Annotated in this window: 18 protein-coding genes; 1 reads left to right on the top strand and 17 read right to left on the bottom strand. The window is 65.0% G+C overall.

Going from position 1 to position 22,781, the window contains the following annotated elements; translation table 11 throughout:
• Nucleotides 1–4: 4 nt before the first annotated feature.
• The 3 genes from fdhF to AC0L30_RS08180 are packed head-to-tail and all read right to left on the bottom strand — an operon-like array spanning nt 5 to nt 4,918.
• Nucleotides 5–2,878: a formate dehydrogenase subunit alpha gene (gene fdhF, locus AC0L30_RS08190; RefSeq protein WP_473404114.1), complete on the bottom strand. Its 2,874-nt coding sequence runs from the start codon at nt 2,876–2,878 to the stop codon at nt 5–7.
• 10 nt (nt 2,879–2,888) lie between these two features.
• Complete coding sequence (locus AC0L30_RS08185) at nt 2,889–4,445, bottom strand: formate dehydrogenase beta subunit (RefSeq protein WP_473404113.1); 1,557 nt, start codon at nt 4,443–4,445, stop codon at nt 2,889–2,891.
• Nucleotides 4,442–4,918: a formate dehydrogenase subunit gamma gene (locus AC0L30_RS08180; protein WP_007593361.1), complete on the bottom strand. Its 477-nt coding sequence runs from the start codon at nt 4,916–4,918 to the stop codon at nt 4,442–4,444. Before AC0L30_RS08180 ends, AC0L30_RS08185 begins: the two co-directional genes overlap by 4 nt.
• A 222-nt stretch (nt 4,919–5,140) precedes the next feature.
• Here AC0L30_RS08180 and AC0L30_RS08175 point away from each other — a divergent pair, with 222 nt between their 5' ends.
• On the top strand, nt 5,141–6,034 hold the full coding sequence (locus AC0L30_RS08175) for a LysR family transcriptional regulator (RefSeq protein WP_007593359.1): 894 nt from the start codon (nt 5,141–5,143) through the stop codon (nt 6,032–6,034).
• 3 nt (nt 6,035–6,037) lie between these two features.
• On the opposite strand, the gene AC0L30_RS08170 is transcribed toward AC0L30_RS08175, so the two are convergent.
• The 14 genes from AC0L30_RS08170 to AC0L30_RS08105 all read right to left on the bottom strand — a co-directional run bounded on the left by AC0L30_RS08170 (nt 6,038) and on the right by AC0L30_RS08105 (nt 22,725).
• On the bottom strand, nt 6,038–8,368 hold the full coding sequence (locus AC0L30_RS08170) for a PAS domain-containing sensor histidine kinase (RefSeq protein ID WP_007593358.1): 2,331 nt from the start codon (nt 8,366–8,368) through the stop codon (nt 6,038–6,040).
• 227 nt (nt 8,369–8,595) lie between these two features.
• The gene (locus tag AC0L30_RS08165; RefSeq protein WP_007593356.1) at nt 8,596–9,969 is read right to left on the bottom strand and encodes a cation-efflux pump; all 1,374 of its coding nucleotides are present in this window, start codon (nt 9,967–9,969) and stop codon (nt 8,596–8,598) included.
• Nucleotides 9,970–10,179: 210 nt separating this feature from the next.
• Entirely contained in the window at nt 10,180–11,151 is a 972-nt protein-coding gene (locus AC0L30_RS08160) for a quinone oxidoreductase family protein (protein ID WP_007593352.1), read from the bottom strand.
• Nucleotides 11,152–11,176: 25 nt separating this feature from the next.
• Nucleotides 11,177–12,172 (bottom strand): NAD(P)H-dependent flavin oxidoreductase, encoded by a 996-nt coding sequence (locus AC0L30_RS08155; RefSeq protein ID WP_007593350.1) that lies wholly within the window; start codon nt 12,170–12,172, stop codon nt 11,177–11,179.
• Nucleotides 12,173–13,217: 1,045 nt separating this feature from the next.
• A complete protein-coding gene (locus tag AC0L30_RS08150) occupies nt 13,218–13,868 on the bottom strand; it encodes a hypothetical protein (protein WP_007593348.1) in 651 nt (216 codons plus the stop codon).
• A 70-nt stretch (nt 13,869–13,938) separates the two neighbouring features.
• Nucleotides 13,939–14,139, bottom strand: coding sequence for a hypothetical protein (locus tag AC0L30_RS08145; RefSeq protein ID WP_007608336.1), 201 nt, complete (start codon nt 14,137–14,139; stop codon nt 13,939–13,941).
• 172 nt (nt 14,140–14,311) lie between these two features.
• A complete protein-coding gene (locus AC0L30_RS08140) occupies nt 14,312–15,070 on the bottom strand; it encodes a hypothetical protein (protein WP_007593346.1) in 759 nt (252 codons plus the stop codon).
• 19 nt (nt 15,071–15,089) lie between these two features.
• On the bottom strand, nt 15,090–16,496 hold the full coding sequence (locus tag AC0L30_RS08135; protein WP_007593345.1) for a hypothetical protein: 1,407 nt from the start codon (nt 16,494–16,496) through the stop codon (nt 15,090–15,092).
• Nucleotides 16,497–16,798: 302 nt separating this feature from the next.
• Nucleotides 16,799–17,584, bottom strand: coding sequence for a fumarylacetoacetate hydrolase family protein (locus AC0L30_RS08130; RefSeq protein WP_007593344.1), 786 nt, complete (start codon nt 17,582–17,584; stop codon nt 16,799–16,801).
• Nucleotides 17,584–18,603: a 2-dehydropantoate 2-reductase gene (locus AC0L30_RS08125; RefSeq protein ID WP_007593343.1), complete on the bottom strand. Its 1,020-nt coding sequence runs from the start codon at nt 18,601–18,603 to the stop codon at nt 17,584–17,586. The genes AC0L30_RS08130 and AC0L30_RS08125 overlap by 1 nt, the downstream gene beginning before the upstream one ends.
• 104 nt (nt 18,604–18,707) lie before the next feature.
• Nucleotides 18,708–19,133 carry a CBS domain-containing protein gene (locus AC0L30_RS08120; protein ID WP_007593342.1) on the bottom strand — a complete coding sequence of 142 codons (426 nt, stop codon included), beginning with the start codon at nt 19,131–19,133 and terminating at the stop codon, nt 18,708–18,710.
• A 176-nt stretch (nt 19,134–19,309) separates the two neighbouring features.
• On the bottom strand, nt 19,310–20,632 hold the full coding sequence (gene oxlT / locus AC0L30_RS08115; RefSeq protein ID WP_007593337.1) for an oxalate/formate MFS antiporter: 1,323 nt from the start codon (nt 20,630–20,632) through the stop codon (nt 19,310–19,312).
• Nucleotides 20,633–21,053: 421 nt separating this feature from the next.
• Nucleotides 21,054–22,340, bottom strand: coding sequence for an oxalate/formate MFS antiporter (oxlT, locus tag AC0L30_RS08110; protein WP_007593335.1), 1,287 nt, complete (start codon nt 22,338–22,340; stop codon nt 21,054–21,056).
• Nucleotides 22,341–22,587: 247 nt separating this feature from the next.
• On the bottom strand, nt 22,588–22,725 hold the full coding sequence (locus AC0L30_RS08105; RefSeq protein ID WP_007593333.1) for a hypothetical protein: 138 nt from the start codon (nt 22,723–22,725) through the stop codon (nt 22,588–22,590).
• Nucleotides 22,726–22,781 lie beyond the last annotated feature (56 nt).

The raw sequence follows: 22,781 nt of genomic DNA, 5'->3' as shown, positions 1-22,781 counted from the left end.
GCCGCTACTCCGCAGCCTCGGCCGGCGCGATGCGGCGGGAATGCCGCGCCTGCGCGTCGTAGGCCTTCTGCCAGTCGGACGGGCCGTTCGAGGGCGAAATCTGCACCGCCGTGACCTTGTATTCGGGGCAGTTGGTCGCCCAGTCCGAATAGTCGGTCGTGATGACGTTGGCCTGCGTGTCCGGATGGTGGAACGTGGTGTAGACGACGCCCGGCGCGACGCGATCGGTGATCTCCGCACGCAGCGTAGTCTCGCCGGCGCGGCTCTTCAGCCGCACCCAATCCCCGTCGCGCACGCCGCGCTGTTCGGCATCGTGCGGATGGATCTCCAGCCGATCCTCGGCATGCCAGACCACGTTCTCGGTGCGCCGGGTCTGCGCGCCGACATTGTACTGGCTGAGGATGCGGCCCGTGGTGAGCAGCAGCGGATAGCGCGGCCCGGTGCGTTCGTCGGTCGCGACATATTCGGTGACGACGAACTTGCCCTTGCCGCGGACGAAGCCGTCGATATGCATCACCGGCGTGCCCTCGGGCGCCTTGTCGTTGCAGGGCCATTGCACTGAGCCGAGCTCGTCGAGCTTGGCATAGGAGACGCCGGCGAAGGTCGGGGTGAGCGCCGCGATCTCGTCCATGATCTCGGAAGGATGGCTGTAGCTCATCTCGAAGCCCATGGCCTTGGCGAGGCGGATGGTGACCTCCCAGTCGGCGAGGCCGTTCTTCGGCGTCATCACCTTGCGCACGCGCTGGATGCGGCGCTCGGCGTTAGTGAAAGTGCCGTCCTTCTCGAGGAAGCTGGAGCCAGGCAGGAACACATGGGCGTAGTTCGCGGTCTCGTTCAGGAAGAGGTCGTGGACGATGACGCATTCCATCGCCGATAGTGCCGCCACCACATGCTTGGTGTTGGGATCGGATTGCAGGATGTCTTCGCCCTGCACGTAGATCCCCATGAACGTGCCTTCGACCGCGGCGTCGAACATGTTGGGAATGCGCAGGCCCGGCTCGGGGTTGAGCTTGACGTTCCACAGCGCCTCGAACTGGTCCCGCACGGCGTCGCCCGAGATGTGGCGGTAGCCGGGAAGCTCGTGCGGGAACGAGCCCATGTCACAGGAGCCCTGCACGTTGTTCTGGCCGCGCAGCGGGTTCACGCCGACACCGGGACGACCGATATTGCCCGTGGCCATCGCGAGGTTGGCGATCGCGATCACGGTGGTCGAGCCCTGGCTGTGCTCGGTGACGCCGAGACCATAGTAGATCGCGCCGTTGCCGCCGGTGGCGTAGAGGCGCGCTGCTTCGCGCAGATCCTTCGGATCGACGCCGGTGAGGATGGCGGTGGCTTCCGGGCTGTTGTTCGCCTGGGCGACGAACGCCGCCCATTCCTCGAACTCGTTCCAGTCGCAGCGCTCGCGCACGAAGGCTTCGTTGGCGAGGCCTTCGGTGACGATCACATGCGCCAGCGCCGTCATCACCGCGACATTGGTGCCGGGCATCAGCGGCAGGTGTAGCGCCTTCACATGCGGCGATTCAACCATCTCGGTGCGGCGCGGATCGATCACGATCAGCTTGGCGCCCTGGCGCAGCCGCTTCTTCAGGCGGGAGGCGAACACCGGGTGGGCCGAAGCGGGATTGGCACCGATGACGACGACGACGTCGGTGTCCTCGACCGAATCGAAATCCTGCGTGCCGGCGGAGGTACCGAACGTGGTCGAGAGGCCATAGCCGGTCGGGGAGTGGCAGACCCGGGCGCAGGTGTCGACATTGTTGTTGCCGAAGCCGGCGCGGATCAGCTTCTGCACCAGATAGGTTTCTTCATTGGTGCAGCGGGACGACGTGATGCCGCCGATAGCGTCGCGGCCGTATTTCTTCTGGATGCCGCGCATCCTGTCGGCTGCAAACGAGAATGCCTCGTCCCACGACACTTCGCGCCAGGGATCCTCGATCCGCTCGCGGATCATCGGGTTGAGGATGCGTTCCCGGTGGTTGGTGTAACCCCAGGCGAAGCGGCCCTTGACGCAGGAATGACCGCGATTGGCCTTGCCGTCCTTGTACGGCACCATGCGGACGACTTCCTCGCCGCGCATCTCGGCCTTGAAGGCGCAGCCGACGCCGCAATAGGCGCAGGTGGTGACGACCGAGTGTTCGGGCTGGCCGATCTCGATCACGGATTTCTCGGTCAGCGTCGCGGTCGGGCAGGCCTGCACGCACGCGCCGCAGGAGACGCATTCGGAGCCGAGGAAACTCTCGCTCATGCCGGGCGAGACGCGGCTGTCGAAGCCGCGGCCGGAGATGGTCAGCGCGAAGGTGCCTTGCACCTCTTCGCAAGCGCGGACGCAGCGCGAGCAGACGATGCACTTGGAGGGATCGTAGGTGAAGTACGGGTTGGATTCGTCCTTCGGCATCCAGGCGGCGTTCACCTCCCCATTGGATTTTGCGAAGACGTGGTTCTCGCCCTCGTAGCCGTAGCGCACGTCACGCAGCCCGACCGCACCGGCCATGTCCTGCAACTCGCAATCGCCGTTGGCGCCGCAAGTGAGGCAGTCGAGCGGATGGTCGGAGATGTAGAGCTCCATCACGCCCTTGCGCAGCTTCTTCAGCCGATCGGTCTGGGTGTGCACGACCAGGCCCGGCAGCACCGGCGTGGTGCAGGAGGCCGGCGTACCGGCGCGGCCCTCGATCTCGACCACGCAAAGACGGCATGAGCCGAACGCATCCACCATGTCGGTCGCGCAGAGTTTCGGGATCTGGTGACCGGATTCCATGGCCGCGCGCATGACCGAGGTGCCCTCGGGCACCGAGATCTGCTTGCCATCGATGGTGAGCGTCACCATCGTGTTCGATTTGGCGCGCGGCGTACCGAAGTCGATTTCTTCGATCAGAGACATTGTCGTTCTCCTATTCCGCGGCCTGAAGAGTAGTCGGGGTCGGGATGAAATCCTCCCGGAAGTGCTTCAATGCGCTGAGCACGGGGTAGGGCGTGAAGCCGCCGAGGGCGCAGAGTGAGCCGAATTTCATGGTGTTGCAGAGGTCTTCGACGAGTGCGAGGTTTTCGCTCACGCGCTCGCCGTTGATGATCTTCTCGATCGTCTCGACGCCGCGGGTCGAGCCGATCCGGCACGGCGTGCACTTGCCGCAGGATTCGATGGCGCAGAATTCCATGGCGAAACGCGCCTGCTTGCGCATGTCGACGCTATCGTCGAACACGACGATTCCGCCATGGCCGATCAGGCCATCGCGCGCGGCGAAGGCCTCGTAGTCGAACGGGGTGTCGAACAGCGCGCGCGGGAAGTAGGCGCCCAAGGGACCGCCGACCTGCACCGCGCGGATTGGGCGGCCCGTGAACGTGCCGCCGCCGATGTCGTCGACGAGTTCGCCGAGCGTCACGCCGAAGGCTGTCTCGAACAGCCCGCCGTGGCGGATGTTGCCGGCGAGCTGGATCGGCATCGTACCGCGCGAGCGACCCATGCCGAAATCGGCATAGGCCTTGGCGCCCTCGGCCAGGATGAAGGGAATGGCGGCGAACGACAGCACGTTATTGATGACGGTCGGCTTGCCGAACAAGCCGTGATGGGCGGGCAGTGGCGGCTTTGCGCGCACGAGGCCACGGCGGCCTTCGAGGCTTTCCAGCAGCGAGGTCTCTTCGCCGCAAACGTAAGCGCCGGCGCCGACGCGGACCTCGAGATCGAAGCTGTACGTGGAACCACCGATGTTCGCGCCGAGATAGCCGTCGCGCTTCGCAGCCTGGATGGCTGCGTTCATCGCCTCGATCGCGTGCGGATATTCGCTGCGGATGTAGATGTAACCCTTGGTCGCGCCGACGGTGATGCCGGCGGTCGTCATGCCCTCGATGGCGAGGAAGGGATCGCCTTCCATGATCATGCGGTCAGCGAAGGTGCCGCTGTCGCCTTCGTCGGCGTTGCAGACGATGAACTTGCGATCCGCTTTCGCCTGCGCGACCGTCTTCCATTTGATGCCGGTCGGGAAGCCTGCGCCGCCACGGCCGCGCAGGCCCGATGCAGTGACCTCAGTGAGGATCGCATCCGAGCCGAGCGAGAGCGCGCGCTCCAGGCCCTTGTAGCCGCCATGGGCACGGTAGTCGTCGAGCGAGCGCGGGTCGATCACGCCGCAGCGCGCGAAGGTCAGGCGGGTCTGGCGCTTGAGCCAGGGGATCTCGTCGGTGGCCCCGAGCCGCAGCAGATGCGGCGTGTTGCTCGCGAGCGCGTCGAGCAGGGAGGGCACATCGGTCTCGGTCACAGGGCCGAACGCGATCCGGCCCTGCGGCGTCGCGACCTCGACCAGCGGCTCGAGCCAGTACAGGCCGCGCGAGCCGGTCCTGACGATCTCGACGGCAATGCCACGTTTGGCTGCAGCCTGCTCCAGCGCCAGCGCGACCTCGTCGGCGCCGACCGCAAGCGCACCCGCATCGCGAGAGACATATAGACGGATGCTCATCGCTGCGCCTCTGCAACGAGAGCATCGATACGCTTTTCATCGAGTCGGCCGATCAGCCGGCCGTCGAGCATCGCGGAGGGCGCGGTCGCGCACAGTCCGAGGCAGTAGATCGGCTCCAGCGTGACGCGGTCATCGGCCGTGGTGTGGCCGAGCGACACGCCGAGCTTTGCCTCCGCACGCGCAGCCAGCGCGTCGCCGCCCGCCGCCTGACAGGCCTCCGCGCGGCAGAGTTTCAGCACATGGCGGCCGGCCGGCTTGTGGCGAAAATCATGGTAGAACGTGAACACGCCATGCACTTCGGCGCGCGACAGATTGAGCGCGTGCGCCACTATAGGAATGGCTGCCGCCGGCACGTAGCCGAACGCATCCTGGAGTGCGTGTAGAATCACCAGCGTCGCGCCTTCCTGCTTGCTGTGTTCGGCGATGATCTCGGCGCCGCGCGTTTCGTCCCAAGGCTCGTAAACCGCTGTCATTCTTCGTTCTCGACCGGAGCGTCTGCTGATCGCAAACTATTTGGAATCGTTCGAAGATCAATAAAGCTGTCTCATGCTGCGATTGCGGATTCCGATCGATTTGCGATGGCAATCACTCGATTTGAAATTGCGATTGGAGCCGTCCGCCGGGCGGTTTTTGCGTGTTGGAAGGGGGAGGGCATGCTAGCTTGCATGCCGCCACACGATCGGAGGGGATGACGGTTGCTCGACAAGCTTGAACTGCTGCTGGCGCTGGCGAAGGAACGGCATTTCGGCCGGGCCGCCGAAATGTGCGGCGTGACGCAACCGACGATGTCGACCGGGCTGAAGCAGCTCGAGGAGATCCTCGGCGTGATGCTGGTCCAGCGCGGCTCCCGCTTCCAGGGTTTTACGCCGGAAGGCGAGCGGGCGCTGGATTGGGCGCGGCGCATCGTCGGCGATGCCCGCGCGATGCGTGACGAGATCAACGGGCTGAAGCATCAGCTCTCGGGCGAGATCCGTATTGCCGCAATCCCGACCGTGCTCGGTATGGTCGCTGCGCTGACGACGCCGTTCCGCGCCAGGCATCCCGAGGTGCGCTTCAGTATCCGCTCCACGACCTCGTCCGAGGTGCTGGGGTTGCTCGAGAATCTCGAGGTGGATGCGGGGCTGACCTATATCGAGAACGAGCCGATCGGCAAGGTGCGCACCATTCCGCTCTATAACGAGAGCTATCGCCTGCTCACCGCGCCGGATGGAATGTTCGGCGATCGCGAGACAGTGACGTGGAAGGAGGTCGGGCAGGTGCCGCTGTGCCTGCTGACACCCGACATGCAGAACCGCCGCATCATCGACCGCGCGTTGCGCTCCGTCGGCGCGGAGGCGACGCCGACCTTGACCTCGAATTCGCTGCTCGTGCTGTTTACCCATGTGAAGACGGGGCGCTGGGCCAGTGTGATGCCGGCCAAGCTGGCCGAGACGCTCGGCCTGTCCGACACCGTGCGCTCGATCCCGATCACCGATCCCGATGTCAATTACAGCATCGGCATGGTGATCCCGCAGCGTGATCCGATGACGCCGCTGATCGCTGCGCTGGTCAATGTCGCGCGGGAAGTCGCGCCGTCGCTGCAATCGTAGCCATCAGGCCGCAGCCGATATTCCTGACGCCGACTTCATCGCGTCGCGGGGCAGGGTGACGCGCACGACGGTGCCGACCTCCAGCTTTGAGCGCAGCCGCATCGAGCCGCCATGAAGCTGCGCCAGCGAGCGGGCGATCGCCAGCCCCAGTCCCGAGCCGTGATAGGTCTTGGTGAGCTGGCTCTCGACCTGCTCGAAGGGGCGGCCGAGCCGCGCCAGCGAATGCGGCGCGATGCCGATACCGGTGTCGGCGATCATCAGCACGATCCTGTCGTCGAGCTGCCGGCTGCGCACCACGATACGTCCGCCGTCGGGCGTGAACTTCACGGCGTTGGAGAGCAAATTGACGATGATCTGCTTGGTGGCGCGGCGGTCGGCGACGACGGAGATGGATTTCGCGATGTCGGCGTCGAGCGTCAGGTGCTTGTCCTGTGCCCGGCCGGTGACGACCCGCAGGGATTCCGCCAGCGTCTGCGCCAGGTCGAGCTCTTCCATGTCGAGCTTCATGCGGCCGGCCTCGATCTTGGACATGTCGAGGATGTCGTTGATGACTTCGAGCAGGTAATGCCCGCTGGTTAGGATGTCGTGGCAGTATTCCTGGTACTTCTCCGAGCCGAGCTCGCCGAACATGCCCGAGCCCATGATCTCGGAGAAGCCGATGATCGCGTTCAGCGGCGTGCGCAGCTCGTGGCTCATATTGGCGAGGAATTTCGACTTGGTCTGGTTGGCTTCCTCGGCGCGGGTCTTCTCGCGCTGATATTTCTCGGCGAGATCGGCGAGTTCGCCCGCCTGGCGCTCCAGGGCTGCCTGCGAGCGCTTGAGGTCGATGACGGTGGCGCGCAGGCGTAGATCGTTGTCGACCAGCTTCTGCTCGTGCTCCTTGATGCGGGTGATGTCGGTGCCGACGGAGACGTAGCCGCCGTCCTTGGTGCGGCGCTCGCTGATGTGCAGCCAGCTGCCGTCGTCGAGCTGCGCCTCGAAGGTACGCGCGCCCGGGCCCTGGCTCGCAGTCTCGTTGTGCCGGGTGCGGACTTCGGGCATGCGGCCGACCTCGAGCACCGTCTCGTAGGAGGTGCCGGGGATGACGGCGGAGTCGGGCAGCTTGTGCAGGCGCTGGAAGTGCGAATTGCAGAGCACCAGGCGGTCGCTCGCATCCCACAGCACGAAGGCTTCGGGAATGGTCTCGATCGCGTCGCGCAGGCGCAAATCGGCTTCCACAGTCCGCTCGGCGAGGCTCTTCTGCTCGGTGATGTCGACGGCAATCCCGATCAGGTGAACGCTGGAGTCGGTCGCGCCGCTGGTCTTTTCGCAGCGGACGCGCAGCCAGATCCAGTGGCCGTCGACATGCTGCATGCGGAAGGTCTGGTCGATGTGGTCGATCTTCTCGGAGATGAGCTGGTCGGCGATCTCGAACAGATCGATGTCGTCGGACTTCACCAGCGCGTTGACCTCGCCGAAGGTGAGGAGCTCGTTGCGGCCGTCGAGGCCGAGCATCGAAAACATTGACTGCGACCAGAAGATGCGGCCGCGCGACAGGTCCCAGTCCCACAGCCCGCAGCGGCCGCGGTTGAGCGCGGTGTCGATGCGGCCGCGCACGGCGTCGTTGATCAGGTCGCCCTCGCGGGCACGGGTGGACTGCCAGTGGAAGGCGAAGCCGAGGATCAGGACCACGAAGCCGGTGGTGGCCGACAGCGTCACCGACAGCGCGGCGTCCGAGCCCCAGATCGGCTCGTTGCGCTCCTGGATCACGGTGACGAAGCCGGGCAGCGACTTGATCTGCCGCGAGGTCGCCATTGCAGCGTTGCCGTTCGGCAGCGTCATGTCGGAGATGCTGCCGTCGCGCGGGGGCGCCGCCAGCAGTTGCGCCGTCGTGATTGCGTCGAGCAGGCGGTCGTTGCCCGAGGGATCGCTGTCGACCGGGATGCGGGCGAGGATGCGGCGGTCGAGTCCGGCCGAGGTGACGATGACGTGGCGGCCCGAGGCGGTGCCCCAGGATGGAATGAGATCGGGCAGCAGCGCCGGCAGGCTCTCGATGTTCTTCAGCCGCTCCTGTCGCGCGGAGGTCAGGCGGTCGACGCGCTCGGCGAGCAGGTCGGCGAGCGCCGCGATATCATGGCGGATCACCAGCCGCTTCTGGCGTGTCTGGTCGACCACCTGCACGAATGCGCCGAGGCAGATCGTGATCAGGAACGCGATGATGAGCGTCGGCACGGCACGGCGCAGCGCAGGCTCCGCGATCAGGAGCCGATGATAGGCAGGTTTCGCGATCGATTGCGCCAATCCTTTGATCGAATCGGATTGGACGCACGCGTTCGCGGCGTCTGCACGCGACATGCCTAAAGCCCCCTGGAAACCTGCTTGCAACTTGAGTTCGGAAGCAGCCCCACATCGCTTCCGAATCATGGTCGATTTGAATCCAGATTTCGCGGGCTGTCGAGAGTCAACGAATCGTTAACGCGAATTTATTCTTATCCAACGCGCAGTTTGTGCGTCGCGCGTCCGCAAACTTACGTGCGCGGCGAGTCCGAAACGAGAACGTGTGACTCCTCGCACATTCTCTGTCACGCGCGCGGCGGTTCTGCGTGACTGATGACGCGCTTCACGCTCGGGAACGCGCGCCGCAACGCGCGCTCGATCGCATCGACATGCTCGTGCACCCGGATCACGCTCATCGACGGCTCGGCACGGCAGTGAAAGTTGACGATCTCGCCGGCGTCGGTGTTGCGGACGCGGACATTGTGGATGTCGTGGATCTCGCCGCCGGCGGCATATTCCGTCAGGGCGGCCGCAATGACCCGCACCCGTTCCGGTGCGGCGTCGACCCCGAACGGCAGTTCCGGTTCGAGCGGCTCGATGTGGACGTCGACCTCGACGTCCGCGCCGAACTCTTCCTGGATGTTGCGTTCCAGGGTGTTGGCTATGTCATGGGCGGCATCGAGCTGCATCCCGGCGTCGACCTCGAGGTCGATGCTGACGATCAGCTTGGCGCCGAGGTCGTGCACGGTGACGTGGTGGATGGCGAGGCCCGAATTGTGGGAGATGACCATGATGCGGTCGCGCACGGTCTCGTTGTCGCGCGCCACGGGGACTGCGGTGAAGGTGAGGTCGGTATCGCCGAACGCCTTCTCGACGGCTGCTTGCGCGCTGCGCTTGATGTCCTCGACCCGGTCGATGGGGTAAGTCCGCGGCACCTTTGCGATCGTGTCGATAAATGTGGTGGCCCCGACCATGCGCACGCGGAGCCGCTCGACGTCGATCACACCCGGTACGCTGCGGATCGCGGCCGTGGCCGTCTCATGCGCGCCTTCGGGGGCACGGTCGACCAGCGTCTGCACGGTCGAGCCGGCCATGCGCAGGCCGAGCAGGGCGATCATCACGGCCACCGCGGCGGCGGCCGCCGCGTCGCCCCACCAGAAGCCGAGGCCAGCGAGGATCAGGCCCACGATCACGGCGAACGAGCCCATCACGTCGGAGGCGAAATGCAGCGCATCGGCGGCGAGCGCCTGGCTCCTGGTCTCCCGCGCGGCGCGGTGCAGGGCACGGGCGCGCCACAGATTGACGACGATGTCGATCACCAGCACCACGAACGGCACGGCCGAAATGGTCGGCGGCGCGGTTCCCTCGCGCAGCCGGCTGTAGGACTCCACCAGGATGCCGCCGGCGAGCACATAGAGCAGGGCGGTGACGCCCAGCGCCGAGACGCTTTCGAGCTTGCCGTGGCCGTAATGATGCTCCTCATCCGCCGGCTTGTCGGATACCCGCACCACCGCCCAGGTGATGATGGTCGCGACCAGGTCGATCGACGAATGCAGCGCCTCCGAGATCAGCGCCAGCGAGCCGATCGCGATCCCGACCGCGAACTTGGCCGCCGCCATGCCGCCACTGGCGAAGATCGAGATCGCTGCGACCGAGGTCTTGTTATGTTGGGAGCTCATGGCGGGGGATTTAGCAGCCTGTGACTGAACATCAAGCGACGATCCACAGGCGTAGACGCTAGTGAGTTGCAGGAGCGATGACCCCCCTGGTTTTGTAGGGTGGGCAAAGGCGCGGAGCGCCGTGCCCACATCTTTCGGGGACGCTGACACATTGTGGGCACGCTTCGCTTTGCCCACCCTACGAGACCGAGGTCTTTGGCCCCTCGAATGTTAAGGCAGCGTCACGACGATCTTGCCGAGATGCTTGTTGGCCTCCATGTGCTCGAACGCCTTGTCGATGTCGTCGAAAGCGAACACCTTGTCGATCGGCAGCTGCAGTTTTCGTGACTCGACCGCGCCCCAGATGTCCTTCTTGACCTCGTCGAAGATCTCACGGATCTCCGCGATGGTGCGGGTGCGGAAGGTGACGCCGACATAGTCGATGCGGCGCGCCGCGTGCAGGTCGAAGTTAAAATCGGCATGGGTGCCGCCGAGCCGGCCGACATTGACAATGCGGCCTTTTACCTTCGTCGCGGCGAGGTTCTGGCTCGCGACCTTGCCCGAGACCTGGTCCACGATGAGGTCGACACCTTCGCCGTTCGTCGCCTTCAGCACCTCGTCGACCCATGTGGGGTCGGAGGAATCGACCGCGAGGTCGGCGCCATACTCCTTCAGTCGGCCGCGGCGAGCCGCATCGGTCGAGGAGCCGATCACCAGCCTGGCGCCCTTGAGTTTCGCGATCTGCATCGCCATCAGGCCGACGCCGGAGCTTGCGCCCTGGATCAGGACGGCTTGCCCGGGCTGCACGCCGCCGATGGTGACGACGGCGTTGTGCATGGTCGCGAGTGCGACGGGCAGGGTGGCGGCTTCCTCGAAGTTCATGTTCGAGGGCGCGCGGAACAGCCGGCCGTGATCGGCCAGCGTGTATTCGGCAAACGCCGCGCCGCCCGAACCCATGATGCGGTCGCCGACCTTGACGCCTTTGGCATCCGGTCCGAGCGCGGCGACCTCGCCGGCCCATTCCATGCCGAGCACGGTCCCAGCACCGCCGGCCGCGCCATGGGCGTGGCCCTTGCGCATGCCGGTGTCGGCGCGATTGAGGCCACAGGCGCGGACGCGGACCAGCACCTGCGTGCCTTCAGGCCTTGGTTGAGCGACGTCGGAAATTGTAGCGCCACCAGGGCCGTAGACATAAGCCTTCATGTGTTGCTCTCGCTTCTTGCAGTGATTACTCCGCAGCCTGCGCTGTCGGATGAACGATCATGCCTTCGAGCCGGCTGCGGATGATGGCCTCCGCTTCGCGCACGATGCGGGAGATCAGTTCGGCGCAGGTTGGGATGTCCTGGATCAGGCCCTGGACCTGGCCCGCCGACCAGATGCCTTCATCCGAGTTGCCGGTCGCGTAGACCATCTTGCCGCGGGCGCCGGCGACGAGCTCGCGGATGTCCTCGAACTTGGCGCCTTCCTTCTCCATCGCGACGACCTTGGTCGAGATCTCGTTCCTGGCGACGCGGGAAGTGTTGCGCATGGTGCGGAAGATCAGCTCGGTCTCGCGCTCGTCATTGGCGACGATCTTCTCCTTGATGAGCTGATGAATGGGGCTCTCTTTCGTCGCCATGAAGCGGGTGCCCATGTTGATGCCTTCGGCGCCGAGCGCCAGTGCGGCGACGAGGCCGCGGGCGTCGGCAAAGCCGCCGGAGGCGATCATCGGGATCTTGATCTTGTTGGCGGCGGCCGGGATCAGGATCAGGCCGGGGGTGTCGTCCTCGCCGGGATGGCCCGCGCATTCGAACCCGTCGATCGAGATGGCGTCGACGCCCATGCGCTCGGCCGAGAGCCCGTGACGGACGCTGGTGCATTTGTGCACGACCTTGACGCCGTGCTTCCTGAACTCGTCGACATGCTCCTGCGGCTTGTTGCCGGCGGTCTCGACCACCTTGATGCCGCTCTCGATGATGGCGGCGCGATATTCGGCATAAGGCGGCGGCTTGATCGCGGGCAGGATGGTGAGGTTGACGCCAAACGGCTTGTCGGTGAGATCGCGACAGCGGGCGATCTCCTTCCTGAGGTCCTCCGGCGTCGGCTGGGTCAGCGCCGTGATGAAGCCGAGCGCGCCGGCATTGGCGACGGCGGCGACCAGCTCGGCACGCCCGACCCATTGCATGCCGCCCTGGACAATCGGGTGCTCGACACCGACGAGTTTGGTGAACCGTGTCTGCAGCATGATCTGTTTCCTCCGCCTGTGTGGCGCTCTGTTATCGTTTGATGGCGGCAGGATGCCGCCCAGGTCGGGAAAAGTCTATTGGAAGGGCGTGCGGTGGAGGCGGGGCGATCATGCGGGGAGTGCGGGGATTCCGCAGGGCGGATAATTGAGGTGGTAGCACCGGGCGCACGAGGGTTTTTGTGCGCCGCTGCTTCAACACCGACGGAGGATGAGGAGCTTTCGGAGACCATCAACTTGCATTTTCTCGCAAGGCACGCCTTCGCCCTCTCGCGGCGTATTCCGCCCGAGCTTTGCTTGGTCGCATCACCCTTGCGGTAACAAGGGCGCAGGGAAGGCCGGGCGCCGGCTGGCACCCGCAAGTCCGTGCGCCAAAGGAATGCACACGGGGTGGACCACAGGTCAGCCAATCGCCCGGCCTTCCCTGCGCGGTGGTTTACGGCTTACTTCGTGCTCTCCCCGGGGAGCGATGCACTATTGCCCCCGTCGCCCCGCAGATGGCTGACGCGTCCGCCCAGTCGGGCAGCACGCATCACTACAGGACTTGACGCACAGACCCCGGGCGTCAGGACCACACGACTTCGCCGTCCGCGCACGTCCTCGCTGGGCCTTCGAGAGCTGGCGTGTGCTCGCACCCGAAGCCATGCGAAGACGCTGTCGGCGCCGTGTCGCAGGCGCGAAAGCCTGTGCTCACGGTTTCCCGCCCTGCAAGGCTCCCCGCGCTCGACGCCGTCGCGTCCATCGCTGCCTAACCCGCGGTTCGTGACGATCGCGATCCGCCCCTTGTCCCGGGTCAGGGTGTGTCGTAGATACGACAAATCCGAATTTCGGTAAAGTGGAATATTTTGGACGATGGGGATTGACAGGCGGGGTGGGAAATTTGTGCGGGTGTTTTGCCCGACGGGCACTCCGCCAATCCATCGTGCCCCAATTGCTTCGGCATCGTCATTACGAGCGCAGCGAAGAAATCCAGACTCTACCCGTGGAGGGACTCTGGATTGCTTCGCTGCGCTCGCAATGACGGCGTCGCGTGGTGCGCCCTGGGGGGCTACTCCGTCGACAGCCGCACCATCTGGCGGTCGCCGTTCATTTCCTTGAGGCTGTTGACGAAGTTTTCCGGGCGCTGCCAGCGGTAGGGGACCTTCAATCCCATGTACTCGGCGATGTCGCCGATGAAGCCGGTACAATTGGTGGTCTCGGCGTTCCAGACCGGCGAGCTCGCCTGCAGTTTCTTGATATAGGCAAACACGCGCTTGGCGTCGGCTTCGTTCAGATAGACGCGGTAGTTCGCGGTCAGATAGTCCGGGTCGAGATCGCCGTAACTCGCGCCGGTCTCCGCCGGCACCCAGGTGAGGTGACCGAGCACATAGGCCCAGGTGTCGCCGGCCGGCGTGAGCCCTGCCACCTCGACGGCGCGCTCGCTGGTCTTGCCGTACCAGACGAAGGCGTGGCCCCAGCTCGCTGCCGTGCGGGCGCGGAAATCGACGTAGTACGGACCTTTCTCCGCGCGCGCGACCGCGCGCCGCGCCGTTTGCGGCGCCGGCCGTGATGCGGTGTCGGTGGTGGCAAGCGCGTTTGCGTCAGCAACGCGCTTGTTCGCTTCGTGGGCGGAGGCCGAGGGTGTCGTGCACGCGAGCAGGGCCGCGAGCGCGAATCCCGCAAGGATGCAGGGTCCCGATCGATCAGGTTTGTTCGTCACGCTATGCCCCTCGACTGTCGGCCACTCACGCAGAGTCTAGCTTTGCTTCTGCGCGTATTTCGCTAACGCGTCAGTAGCGCGCCGCGACGGGGCCGGGCGCCTTGCCGATCGGGGCCTTTCCAACCGGGCTCTTGCCAATCGGCATCTTGCCGATCGGCGCCTGCTCGGAATAGACGGGAACGGGCTGGCGGCGCGGCAGATCCGCAGCATTCGCAACCGTCACCAGAGCAAGCGTAGCACCCACGACAAATACAATCTTCTTCACAGTCATACCCCTAGAAGGTTTGGTCCAAACACGGCACCGCCGTGCCCCCAGACACGCCTCACAGAAGGGCGGCCGAATGCGACCACAGTGCGGCATCCGCGCGACATGTTGGCGGCATCTGCCGGGCGCGCCGAAATGTGATGTGTCTGAATGTTTCGCCCTCGCGCAACTCGTTCGCTCAGTGATCGGCGCTGAGGCGGAAATGCATCTCGATCTTCGCCGGTGAGGGGTCGCCCGCCACGCGCCAGGGTGAAAAGCCAGGGGTGGGATCAGGATCGGAGGGGAGATCGATCGGCCAGCTCTGCGTCGGCGAACCCGGAAGCGTCAGGCTAACGGCGCGATGACGCGTTTTGTACGACAACGACGTGGAGGCAATGATCGCTTTGCGCTCGCCTTCATGCGCGCGCCAGTTCGGAGGCAAATCGGCATTGGCATACCTGGTCGCTTCCTCGACCTCGATGTGCACATCCTCCGCCTTGTCCGGCAGCGTCATGCCAGCGGGAAGGCGAAACTCGATGTGGAGCGTCATGTAGCCGTGACTGAGATAGGGCGAGCGGATGAGTTCGTACCAGCCCCAATAGCCAAGGATTGCCGCGATGAGTAGAACAGTGAGAGCAAAGGGTGCGGAGAGCCGCGTGGTGCGGTGAGGCGTGGTGTCGGAGGTTTCCGCGGGCGGCTGTGGCGTTGCATTCCGGACCAGGCCGAAGCGCACGAACAGCCAGATGCCGGCGATCAGGCCAACCACACCGCCGATCGGACCGATGTCGAAGAAGGCGCCCATGGCGATGCCGCCATCGCGGTCTGGCCCGGCCAGCGCGATCACCAGTGCGGCAAGGGCGAACCAGCCGGCGAGCGCGCCGAGGAGGGCGGAGAGGAGGCCGAGGATCAAGCGCATGTCCGGATTGGTCGCGCGGATGGGGATCGCGGTTCGAACCATCCCGAAGGATCGGGTGCCTTCACCCGATCCGGTTGAGGCTGTTCCGGATCGTCGAGAAGATGCCGCCGATGTCTTTTCGCAAGCCGTCGAGCGCGTTGAAATTGTCGAAGATGCGGGCGATGCGGTCTTCGACCTCGCGCTTGCTCTTGGTCAGCGCGTCGACGCGCGAGGCGAGGGTGACGTCGCCGCTCGCCTCAATCTCGCCGACGGTTTTGGCGAGGAGATCGCGCGTGGTACCGACGTCCGCGATCATGGCTTCGATTCCGAATACGGGCGCCTTCAGCGGGACGAGGTCAGCCTGCGACTTCGACAGCTCCGCCTTGAAGGCGTTCAGCGTCGCCAGCGTTTCCTGTAACGCGCCGAGGCGCTGGCGCGACTGGAGCACAAAATCGTTCAGCGCATTCTGGCGGTCGACAAGCGTCTTGCCGTCGGCGTCGGTCTCGACACCGGCGAGCGAGCGCTCGAGCTGGGCCTGGCGCTGGCCGAGCTCTTCGAAATCGAGCCCGATGCCTTTTAGGATGTGGAAGCTGTCGTCGATGCGGGCCAGGCGCTGCTCGATCTCGATCTTGTTCTTCGACAGCGTCTCGACGCGGGCGCCGAGAGGGGCTTCGCCGCCGGTTTCGAGCTCGTCGACGCTCTTGGCGAGGCGCTCATGACCGAGGCTCAGCTCGCCGATCAAGGCATTGAGGCCGGCGTCCGACGCGCGCAACGGCACCAGCTCGGCGTGGGACTTCGCCAGATCTTCCTTGTACTGGTTCAGGGTCGCAAAGGTGTTCTGGACGGTGCCGACCCGGGACAGCAGCGTCGATACGTCGCGCGCGATGTCCTTCAGCCGGTCGGCGAGGTTGTTCTTGCGGTCGTCGGTCTCAAGGTTGTGCAGCGAGCGTTCGAGCTGGTTCTGGCGGTCGCGGATCTCGGTGAAAACCGGCTCGACGGCGCGGCGCTGCTCGGCGACCTTGCCGACCATGTCGCGCAGTTCCTGCTGGCGCCGGCGGATTTCGGCGAGCTGGTCGTGCATGTCGGTGGATTCGTTGCGGCCCCGCTGCAGCAGGGCCCGCTGCTCGGTCTCGCCCAGCTTGTCGTGCAGGGCGGAGACGGCCTCCCGCGGATCGCTCTCGATCAGGTGCCGGACGGTGGCGTCGAGGTGGTTTTGCAGGGCGTGGGCGACGACGACATCCTCGCGGGTCTTCTTGAGGCGGTCGCGCAATGTGTCGAGGCGCCGGTCCTGGCGCGAGAGCCGCCAAGCGGAGGCGCCGATCAATGCGAGCGCCAAGGCCAGGATCGCGCCGGTCGCAATGCGTTGCGGGACAGGCAGGCCTCCGAACCAGGCAGGCAGGTGGCCGATATCGTAACCGAGCGCCTGCTGGGCGAAGATCGCAATGGCAGTGAGCAGAACAAACCAGGCAACCAGGAAAAACAGCCACATCGTGACTTCCTCACGCCGGCACACATTATCGCCATAATTGCTATTGGAGAGCGGAACCGAGATCAAGGGCGGCGGAGGCTTGCCGGACAGGTCCAGTCGCACGATCCACGGCTGAATGCGTCAGCCGATCGGTGGAGCGCGGGTGTGGAAGTTGCCGGGTTTTCCTCCGCGGGGGCGCTGGCTCCCTCCGCCGTCATTCCGGGACCCGCGCAGCGCGAGCCCGGAATCCGTTGAACTGCAGTCTCTACCGCCCAATGGATTCCGGGCTCGGCGCTGCCCGCGCCCCGGAATGACAGAGTGCCCTACAGCCGAAACTCGTTGGTCAGCTCGCCGATGCCCTCGATCGCGACGGTTACCGTGTTCACCGGCTCTTTCATCACGCCGACGCCGACCGAGGTGCCGACGGCAATGAGGTCCCCGGGGAGCAGGGTCATGTCATGGGAGATCCTGCTGACCAGCTCCTGCGCGGTGAAGATCATGTCCGATATCGGATAGTTCTGCCGCTCCGCGCCGTTGAGGATGGTGCGCACCACCAGCTTTGCCGGATCGAGACCGGTGGCGATGACGGGGCCGAACGGGCCGTAATCGTCGATGCCCTTGGCCCGTGCCCATTGCGGGAAAGTGGGATCGCTGGTCAGGATGTCGTTGGCGGTGATGTCGTTGACGCAGGTGTAGCCGAAGATGAAGCCGTCCGCTTCCGCCGGCGACACCCGCGCGCAGGTCCTGCCGATGACGATGCCGAGCTCGCCTTCATACGTGGTCTTGCCGTCGTAATAAGAGGGACGGCGGATCACCGCGCCGGGTGTCGTGATGCTGGTGGTGGCCTTCAGGAGGTAGAGCGGCTCCGGCGGCTCGGGCTGGTTGAGCTTGGCCGCGAGCGCGTGAAAATTGTTCCAGAGCGCGACGATCTTGCTGGGCACGCAGGGCGCGAGCAGTTCGACCTCCGACAGCGCCAGCGTTTTGCCGGTGGCTGCATGGCGGCCGAACATCTCGCCCTCATGCACGCTGATGCCTGACGAATTCAGCGTGCCGAAGCCGGTCGTACCGCTCTTGCGGAAGCGGAGCCAATGTTTGATCTCGCCAGCCATCACGCCACCGCCAGTGCACGCGGATCCGATGGCGTCGAGATGCCGTCGTAGAGACCGGCGATGCGGGCGCGCTGGGTCACCATCGCCAGCACGGAATCGAGCGCGGGGGTGGCGACGCCGGTGAGGCGGCCCATCTCCTGCACGACGGTGACGAGCGGGTCGATCTCCATCGGGCGGCCCCGCTCGAGATCCTGGAGCATCGAGGTCTTGTGCGCGCCGACCTTGCGGGCGCCTTCGATGCGGCGCTCGACGTCGACGCGGAATTTGACGCCGAACGTCTCGGCGATGCCTTGCGTCTCCATCATGATCGCGCGCGACAGCGCGCGAGTGGCCGGATCGGTGCAGATCACGTCGAGTGTTGCATGGGTGAGTGCGCTGATCGGGTTGAAGCAGACATTGCCCCACAACTTGAGCCAGATCTCGTCGCGAATGCGGTCGAGCACCGGCGCTTTCAGCCCGGCTGCGACGAAGAGATCGGCGAGGCGTTGCACGTCCGGGGTGGTCTCGCCGGAGGGCTCCCCGAGCGGAAAGTTGTTGCCGTAGACGTGACGGATCACGCCGGGCGCCTCGATCTCGGTGGCGGGATAGACGATGCAGCCGATGGCGCGCTCGGCGCCGATTTCGCGCCACTGCCGTCCGCCGGGGTCGATGCTCTCCAGCGTCGAATTCTCGTATTGGCCGCCATGCTTGTAGAAGTACCAATAGGGGATGCCGTTGACGGCGGTGACGATGCGGGTGTGGGGGCCGAGCAGCGGCTGCATCGTCTCGATCACGCCGGTGATCGAGTGCGCCTTCAGCGTGATGATGATATAGTCCTGCACGCCGAGCTCGGCCGGATCGTCGGTGCAGCGCGGATGCACGGTGTGCTGCTCCTCGCCCGCGAGCAGCGTCAGGCCGCGCTCGCGCATCGCGGCAAGGTGCGCGCCGCGTGCGACCAGGCTGACGTCGGCGCCCGCGCGCGCGAGCTGAACCCCGAGATATCCGCCGATTGCTCCGGCGCCGTAGATGCAGATCTTCATGGAATCCTCGCGAAGCAGCGGAAGCCGGATTTCGGGACGAAAGATCCGGTCCGGCTCGGAAGGCTCCGAGCCGGGTCCGGTAGTCGCAGGGGAAGTGAGGCGCTTTAAGCTGCTTGCGGCGTGCCGTTGATCGCTTCGTCCATGAAGGACGCGATGTCACGCATGCTGATGACCGAGACGAGGCTGTAATCGTCGATGACGGGCAGGTGCCGGATGTGATTCCGGTTCATGAGATGGCGGACGTGCTCGATCGTGTCGCTCGACGTGCAGGATACGAGCTGCTGCACCGAGACGAGCTGCGAGACCTTGACGTTGACGGCATTGGCGCCGTGCTCGGCGACGGCGCGCACGACGTCGCGCTCGGTGAACATGCCGACCGCGGTATTGCCCTCGGAGCGGACCACGTCCTTCACCACCAGTGCGCTGATATTGTTGGCGCGCATCAGCTTGGCGGCGATACCCACGGTTTCGTTCATTCGCACCGTGACAACGCGCGGTGTCTTCTTGCGCAGAATGTCTCCGACCAGCATTGCAACCTCCTTGGGTGAATGATGAAGCAAGTGTGGTATACATAATGCCAATCGTCAAGCACTCGATTTGGCTCATCCGAAAAATCTTGCGGCAGCAATGCTGACGTTTGCCGTAAGCCAAAAAGAAAGGGGCGCATCGCTGCGCCCCTGTCTCACCCGTGCAAGATGCGTGTTCGTTATGCCGTCTCGGTCTTGGCGTTCCCCGTCGCGGCGTTGGCGCTCTCGGCTTCCTTGCCGAGGATGAAGGAGCGGCGCATCGGCTTGATCACGAATAGCGCCATCAGCGCCGCCGTCGCGTTCAGTGCCACCGCGACCACGAACACGGCCTTCCAGCCATACGTGGCCGAGATCACGCTCGCGAGCGGAACGAGCAGGGACGCCGTCCCCTTCGCCGTGTAGAGCATCCCGTTATTGGTGGTCGCGAACTTCGAGCCGAAGGTGTCGCCGCACGTGGCAGGGAACAACGAGTAGATCTCGCCGAACACGCCGAAATAGACCGCGGTGGCGAGCACGAAGACGACAGGCACGTGGCCATAGGCCGACAGCGTCAGCAGCATCAGCGCGGCGGTGCCGAAGGCGATGAACATGGTGTGCTCGCGGCCGATCGTGTCGGAGACGAAGCCGAAGAAGGGCCGTCCGAAACCGTCGAAGATGCGGTCGAGCGAGATCGCGAACGTCAATGCCGCCATCTGGAAGCCGGCGAGCGTGACCGGCGTGTCGGCGATCTTGAAGTCGTGCGCGATCGGGGCGATCTGCGCCGCGGTCATCAGGCCGCCGGAGGCGACCATGACGAAAACGAGATACATCACCCAGAAAATAGGGGCGCGCAGCACCTGGGGCGGTGTGAAGTCGATCTTGGTCTGCGGCAGATTGAGCTGCTTCTTCTTCGGCGGGATCGAAATCCGCGGCGGCTGGATGAAGAAGGCGAGCACGAAGACGATGACGCCCTGGCCGATGCCGAAGGTGAGGAACGCGTGCTGATAGCCGCTCGTTGCGATCATGGCGGCGATCGGCACGACGGTGAGTGCAGCGCCTGCGCCGAAACCGGCGGCAGTCGCACCGGCGGCAAGGCCCCGGCGATCGGGAAACCATTTCAGCGCGTTGCCGACGCAGGTGCCGTACACCGCGCCCGCGCCCATGCCGCCGATGATCGCGGCCGCGTAGAGCAAGGTGAGGCTATCGGCATAGGAGTTGAGAATCCACGACAGCGCGATCATGACGCCGCCGAACATGATGACGATGCGCGGGCCGTATTTGTCGACGAACCAGGCCTCGATCGGCACCAGCCAGGTTTCGGTGACGACGAAGATGGTGAAAGCGAGCTGGATCGCGGCGCGTCCCCAATGGTGCGCGTGATCGATCGGATCGACGAACAGCGTCCAGCCATATTGCAGGTTGGCGATCATCGCCATGCAGACGATGCCCATGACGAGCTGGAGCCAACGGAAACCTGTGCGAAGAGGCGCGGCTGTGACAGCGCCATCGGTGCTGGAAATCATCAAAAACCTCCCGAGCGCCTGTCTGGTTCGGCACCGGTCACAAGATGACCTGATGTCGCAATATTGTGGCTTATCGTCGCAAGCGCGATCGCGAGCTTGGTATACCATATCCCAGATTGCAAGCCTTATCTTGGCGGGCCGGCGACAAAATGCGAGTTCCGTTTGCAGCACGGCGGGATCGCGCAAGCTTCGCGCAAAACGAAGACGCCCCGCCCCGCGGGCGGGGGGGGGGGGGGGGGGGGGGGGTTTGGGGGGGGGGGGGGGGGGGGTTGGGGGCCCCCCCCCGGGGGCCCGGGGGGGGGCCCCCAAAAAACGGGGGGGGGGGGGCGCGCGCGGGGGGGGCCCCCCCCCCCCCCCCCAAACCCCCCCCCCCCGGCGGGGGGGCCGGGGCGTCTTGCGCGAGAAGCGCTTTTGGAGTGCGTCAGACGGTCGATTGCGCGACCACGACCTTGCGCCAGGGCTTGAGCACCGCGATCGCCAGCGCCGAGGCCAGGATGTTGGCGCCGGCCGCGATGATGAACACGTTGTCCCAACTGCCCGACGACTGCTGCATGTAATTGCCGATCGGGACCAGCAGCGCGGCCGTCCCCTTCGCGGTGTAGAGCAGGCCGGCATTGGTGGTCGCGAACTTGGCGCCGAACGTGTCGGTACAGGTCGAGGGGAACAACGAGTAGATCTCACCCCAGGCGAAGAACACGAAGCCCGAGAGCAGCACGAACCAGAGCGGATCGTGGCCCCAGAGGTAGAGCATCCAGATGCCGATACCTTCCATCCCGAAGGCGATGAACATCGTGTTCTCGCGGCCGATCATGTCGGAGATCCAGCCGAAGAACGGACGCGTCAGGCCGTTGAGCACGCGGTCGATCGTGGCCGCGAAGGTCACCGCGGTCATCGTCACCGCCATCAACGTGACCGGCACGTTGTCGATCTTCCAGTCGGCCGCGATCGGCTTCAAATTGGCCGTCACCATCAGGCCGCCGGCGCCGACGATCACGAACATGAAGTACATCAGCCAGAAGATCGGCTGACGCAGCACCTCGGTCGGCTGATAGTTGCGGCGGCTCTGTTGCAGATTGGCGTTCGCCACCACGCTCGGCACCTGGCCTGCCTTCGGCGCCAGCAGGAAGAAGGCGAGGATGCAGATGATGATGCCTTGTCCGAGGCCGAAATAGAGGAATGTGGTCTGGAAGCCGCTGTCCTTGATCATGGCCTGGATCGGCGCGACGGTGAGCGCGGAGCCTGCACCGAAGCCCGCGGCGGTGATGCCCGCGGCAAGACCGCGCTTGTCCGGAAACCACTTCAAGGCGTTGCCGACGCAGGTGCCGTAGACGCCGCCGGCGCCGATGCCTGCGATGATCATGCCGAGATAGTAGCCGTTGAGCGTGGTCGCCTCCGCGTTGATCGCCCAGCCGGCGGCACAAAGCACGCCGCCGACCAGCACCACGATGCGCGGACCGTATTTGTCGACGAACCATCCTTCGATCGGCACGAGCCAGGTCTCGAACAGCACGAACAGCGTAAAGGCCCATTGGATCGACGCGCGATCCCAGCCGAATTTCTTCTGGATGTCGGGGACGAAGAACGTCCAGCCATATTGATAGTTGGCGATCATCACCATCGCCGCGACGCCAACCGCCAACTGCGTCCAGCGATACGTGTCGCTAACGCGCGCGGCTGTCGGGGCGGTTGCTTGCACCATGTCCGTCATAAAGCCTCCCGTGGCGCCTCTCATTTTTCTGCGAGCGCTGGAACGGCATTCTTGTATGCATTATGCCAAGCTTCAAGCGCTGGTCCGGTCACCGTGCGCAAATGCCGCAGCACCTTGCCCGGTGGCGGCTGTGACTCAGGACAGCACAAGTAGAAATGGCCCCGTCATCCGGGGCCATTCATCAAAAGTCGTATGCGAACCGATTTAAAACCGTGCCGCTGCGCGGCGGCGCGGGAGGCTGCCCGGCTTACAGGCCGAAGCGCGGCAGGTCGCCATTGTGATTCGAGATCTCGGCGCTCGCCATCAGGAGGCGGTCGATCGTGGCCATCAAGCGGGCGAACAGCGAGGATGAGGGCGCGAGAGCGACGGAAGCGGTCTTGGACATCGAAAATCCCTTTCTTGAGACGGTCAGTGCTGCTGTCTCATTTCGAAGGGCAATCT

The organism is Bradyrhizobium sp. MI1.11 (genome assembly GCF_055811255.1).
The sequence above is the reverse complement of the archived record's forward strand: the minus strand, read 5'-3'. Positions and strand labels throughout refer to the sequence as shown.